At 35.3% G+C, this 4,064-nt stretch carries 4 protein-coding genes; all 4 read left to right on the forward strand.

Annotated elements, in window-relative coordinates; translation table 11 throughout:
- The first annotated feature begins 331 nt into the window (after positions 1-331).
- Entirely contained in the window at positions 332-703 is a 372-nt protein-coding gene (locus Q0K80_RS09975; RefSeq protein WP_294605943.1) for a Rid family detoxifying hydrolase, read from the forward strand.
- A gap of 13 nt (positions 704-716) precedes the next feature.
- Entirely contained in the window at positions 717-2,084 is a 1,368-nt protein-coding gene (locus tag Q0K80_RS09980) for a PTS transporter subunit EIIC (protein WP_294605945.1), read from the forward strand.
- A gap of 3 nt (positions 2,085-2,087) precedes the next feature.
- The gene (locus Q0K80_RS09985) at positions 2,088-3,284 is read left to right on the forward strand and encodes a pyridoxal phosphate-dependent aminotransferase (protein WP_294605946.1); all 1,197 of its coding nucleotides are present in this window, start codon (positions 2,088-2,090) and stop codon (positions 3,282-3,284) included.
- A gap of 18 nt (positions 3,285-3,302) precedes the next feature.
- Positions 3,303-4,064, forward strand: a 762-nt coding sequence (locus Q0K80_RS09990; protein ID WP_294605949.1) for a family 1 glycosylhydrolase, incomplete at its 3' end; no start/stop codon positions are given.

Here is a 4,064-nt window from a genome sequence, read left to right on the forward strand (position 1 = left end):
TTATCGTAATTTTCCAAACTGTGCAGAACTATTTCGTAACCTTCGCCTAAATAATTACTGAGTGCAGAAATAAAAGTTTTGTACGATTTAAGAATATTCTTGTCACTTTTTGAAAATTTCATTTTTCCTCCAAAAATATTTTTTGTTAAGTGTAACGTTTAAAATTTGCAAAATAAATCGATTACAATGAAAAAACTAATTAAAAAAGCATGATAATTACAGTCTACGCCTAGCGTGAACTAAAATCAAATCATAATGTAAAAAAATTTATTGACTGAAAAATATTTTAGTATTATTATGAAAATGAAATCAGATATAGAAAGGAAAAAAGATGAAACAAATTAATGCAAAAGGTGCTCCTCCTGCAATTGGACCATATTCTCATGCAGTCGTCACCAAAAATCTAATTTTTTTATCGGGTCAAATTCCAATTGACCCTGATACTGGCGAACTTATTTCTGCTGATATCAGTAATCAAACGAAACAAGTTATTAAAAATATAAGTGCCATTTTAGCGGAGTTGGATAAATCATTTTTAAATATTGTTAAAACTACCTGTTTTTTAACTGATATGTCAAACTTCGCTATTTTTAATAAAATTTATGAAAGGGCTTTTATATCATTTCCGGCAAGGTCATGTGTAGAAGTTAAAGAGTTACCTAAAAAGGCTTTAGTTGAAATTGAATTAATAGTGGAAGCATAAGGAGGGTAATTAAATGTATAACGAATTAGTTGAAAATATAGTCAAATATATGGGTGGAAAAATTAATATTGCGTCACACACTCACTGCATGACAAGGCTCCGTATTACTGCCCATGATGATACGCTGGTACAAAGTGATAAAATCAAAAATCTTAAAGGCGTAATGGGAGTAGTAAAGAAGGGAAATCAGTGGCAAATAGTTATAGGCCCCACGGTTGAAGAAGTTTATAACTCATTTGCTAGCTATTTAAATAATTCTCCCTCTGAGGAAGGAAAAAATATAAAGGAACAACATTCTAAGGGCACTTGGGGTGCAAATGTTTTAAACACTGTTGCGGGAATTTTTAATCCAATAGTACCAGCTCTTGCTGGTTCTGGATTAATCAAGGCAATCTTAGCACTGTGTTTGGCCTGCCATTGGTTAACTGATAAATCTCAAACTTACATCATTTTAAATGTAATCAGCGATGGGGTCTTTAACTTTTTACCATTTTTACTAGCATATTCGTCATCGAAAATTTTCAAAATGAATACAGCTGTGGCATTGGGAATTGCAGGTGCGATGCTGCATCCAACTTTCATTCAATATCTTACTGCTGGGAAAACAACTTTGCAGTTTTTTGGCATCACGATGCACCTAGTAGATTATCAGACTAGTGTTTTACCAATTATTTTGGTAATCTGGTTTGCTTCTTATCTTGAAAAGTTTCTTAACAAAGTCATTCCGAAAGCAATCAAGATTATTGTTGTACCAGCATTTACCCTACTTTTTGCAACACCAATTGCCTTATTAATAATTGGTCCTGCAGCTCAGTTTATTGGTACCCAGTTAGCATCAGCCGTTAACATAATGTTCGATAAATGGGGGATTTTAGCCAGTCTTTTATATGGTGCTTTTTATTCTCTTATCGTTGTTACAGGTTTACAGCATGGAATGGTGCCAATTTTAGTAGATAGTATTTCTCGTTATGGATTTAATCATATTAGTCCAGCATCGGGCAGTTCCAATATGGGACAGGCAGGAGCAGCTTTTGGTGTTTGGCTTCGTTCTAAAGATAAAGATACGAAAGCCGTTGCCGCTTCAGCATGTATCTCAGCTTTAAGTGGAGTTACGGAACCAGCAATTTATGGTGTTAACTTAAGACTAAAAAAGCCATTCCTTTACGCTGGAATCGGTGGAGCAGCGGGTGGCTTGTTAGCAGGTATCTTAAAGGCTAAATGTTATGCACTTGGAGGTCCTTCATTTCTTACTTTACCGATGTTTATTGGTGACCCGAATAATGTTTGGTATGTAGTAGCGGCCTTCATTGTTGCTTTTATTGTCTCCGCTCTCTGTACAATCATTTTTGGTTTTGAAGAAATGCCACTAAAGGAGGATTAATGTATGCAACTATTTAATTCGAACTTTACAGAAGTTGAAGGCGGTTTATTTTCTTCAGTTGAAAAAGCTGATGTCGGCAACAGTTACCAACAACTTGGTAAACAGGGCGTTGATCTTTTGGGTTGGGCTGATCCGTTTTATCCTGACCGCTGTATTCCTAGTAATGTGCTTTCAGCTAGTATTAATGCATTGAGTAGCAACAAACCAACTCACTACACTCCACCAGTTGGCAATGAAAATCTTAAAAAAGAAATCGCTAAAAAGGCGGAAAAAATTAACCACCTTAAGCTTGATCCAGAACGTAATATTTTGATAACGCCTGGTTCGGATTCTGGTCTTTTTTTTGCAATGATGCCGTTTCTAGAAAAGGGTGATGAAGTAATTTTACCGGTTCCTTGTTATCCTAATAATATTCAAAATACGAAATTACTTGGAGCAAAACCGGTATATCTTAAACTAAAAGAAAAAGAAAAATATCAAATTAATGCAAAGGCACTTGAAGGTTTAGTTACGTCAAAAACAAAAATGATTGTTTTAACACATCCCAACAATCCCACCACAACTGTTTTTAACAAAGATTCTCTTGAGGCAATTAGAAAGGTTGTCCTTAAATATAATTTGGTGTTGGTATGCGATCAAGCTTTTGAAGATTTTACGTTCGAAAATGAATTTATCACACCTGCCTCTTTAAGTGGAATGTTCAATAATACTGTCACAGTTTGTTCAATATCAAAAGGCATGGGTCTTAGTGGTTATCGCGTTGCCTACATAATGACAAACGATCACTTTATGGATAAATATTATGGAGCTGCGGTTAGTGTGATTGGAGCAACCAATACAGTTTCTCAAATAGCTGCTGTTGAAGCCTTTAAGAATCCTTCTTTTATGAACACTTTTGAAACAGCATATGATTATCGTCGAAATAAAGCTTTTGAGCTCTTGAATTCAGTTCCTGGAGTCTCAATGATTAAACCAGAATCTGGATTTTTGGGATGGATTAACGTATCAAAGTTAGGAACAGCAGCTGAAGTTCAAAGTTATCTAATTAAAGAAGCTAGGGTGTTTTTAAATGCAGGCAACAATTACGGACCGGGTGGAGAAGGCCATTTAAGAATTGTCCTCGGTACATATAAGGATAACGTTCGAATGTATGAGATATTGAAACGAATCAAGGAAGCTTTGCTAAAATATACAAGTTGATTTTAAAAAGGAGAAAAAATGCGCAAATTAAAAAAGTTCCCAGAAAATTTTTATTGGGGAGGGGCATTAGCAGCCAATCAAGTAGAAGGAGCTTGGAATGAGGATGGTAAAGGTCCCAGCATTACTGATGTAATGGCTGTCGGCTCTCATGAGACGCCACGCAGAATTGCCACGGAAATTTTTCCCAATACATATTATCCTTCACATAAAGCAATTGATTTTTATCATGATTATCGTGAAGATATCAAGTTGCTCGCTGATGAAGGTATAAAGATGCTACGTATTTCAATAGCGTGGACCAGAATTTTCCCAGATGGCAATGACCAAGAACCAAATGAAGCAGGACTAGAATTCTATGATCGGGTTTTTGCTGAATTGAAAAAATATAAAATTGAGCCATTGGTGACAATTTATCATAATGATTTTCCTTTGCATTTGACAAAAATTGGTCAAGACTGGTCTTATAGAAAAACGATTGAAGATTTTATGCATTTTGCTGAAGTGGTAATGCTTCGTTATAAAAACGATGTTAGGTATTGGATTCCCTTTAATGAAATTAATGATCTCACTGTTCCACTAGGAAATTGGAATCATGGCGGAATTATTAACCAAGGAACTAAAGATTTTCAACATCAAGTTGATGAGCCCAATCGTCGTTTTCAAGCTTTGCACAACCAGATGGTGGCTAACGCTAAAACTGTCCTTTTAGGAAAAAAAATCAATCCTAAGTTTAAGTTTGGCTCGATGATTTGTCACATTACTGTTTATCCTCTGACTTGC

This window comes from uncultured Lactobacillus sp. (genome assembly GCF_945290125.1).
In the GTDB taxonomy this organism is placed as follows: domain Bacteria; phylum Bacillota; class Bacilli; order Lactobacillales; family Lactobacillaceae; genus Lactobacillus; species Lactobacillus rizhaonensis.

What these genes read in the sequence shown, in the direction of transcription:
- Q0K80_RS09975 (WP_294605943.1), top strand. Translation starts at nt 332, where the DNA reads ATGAAACAAATTAATGCAAAAGGTGCTCCTCCTGCAATTGGACCATAT.
- Q0K80_RS09980 (WP_294605945.1), top strand. Translation starts at nt 717, where the DNA reads ATGTATAACGAATTAGTTGAAAATATAGTCAAATATATGGGTGGAAAA.
- Q0K80_RS09985 (WP_294605946.1), top strand. Translation starts at nt 2,088, where the DNA reads ATGCAACTATTTAATTCGAACTTTACAGAAGTTGAAGGCGGTTTATTT.